The 286-nt window shown below is 54.9% G+C and carries 1 rRNA gene; it reads left to right on the forward strand.

Annotation, left to right across the window (positions count from 1 at the left end):
• Positions 1-286 (forward strand): 16S ribosomal RNA (locus tag CHI06_RS29175); the annotation flags it as partial.

The raw sequence follows: 286 nt of genomic DNA on the forward strand, positions 1-286 counted from the left end.
CATCCTCTGACACTCCTAGAGATAGGACGTTCCCCTTCGGGGGACAGAGTGACAGGTGGTGCATGGTTGTCGTCAGCTCGTGTCGTGAGATGTTGGGTTAAGTCCCGCAACGAGCGCAACCCTTGTTCTTAGTTGCCAGCATTCAGTTGGGCACTCTAAGGAGACTGCCGGTGACAAACCGGAGGAAGGTGGGGATGACGTCAAATCATCATGCCCCTTATGACCTGGGCTACACACGTGCTACAATGGATGGTCCAAGGGCTGCAACACCGCGAGGTTTAGCCAA

Source organism: Bacillus sp. 7884-1 (assembly GCF_002272245.1).
Classification (GTDB): domain Bacteria; phylum Bacillota; class Bacilli; order Bacillales; family Cytobacillaceae; genus Neobacillus.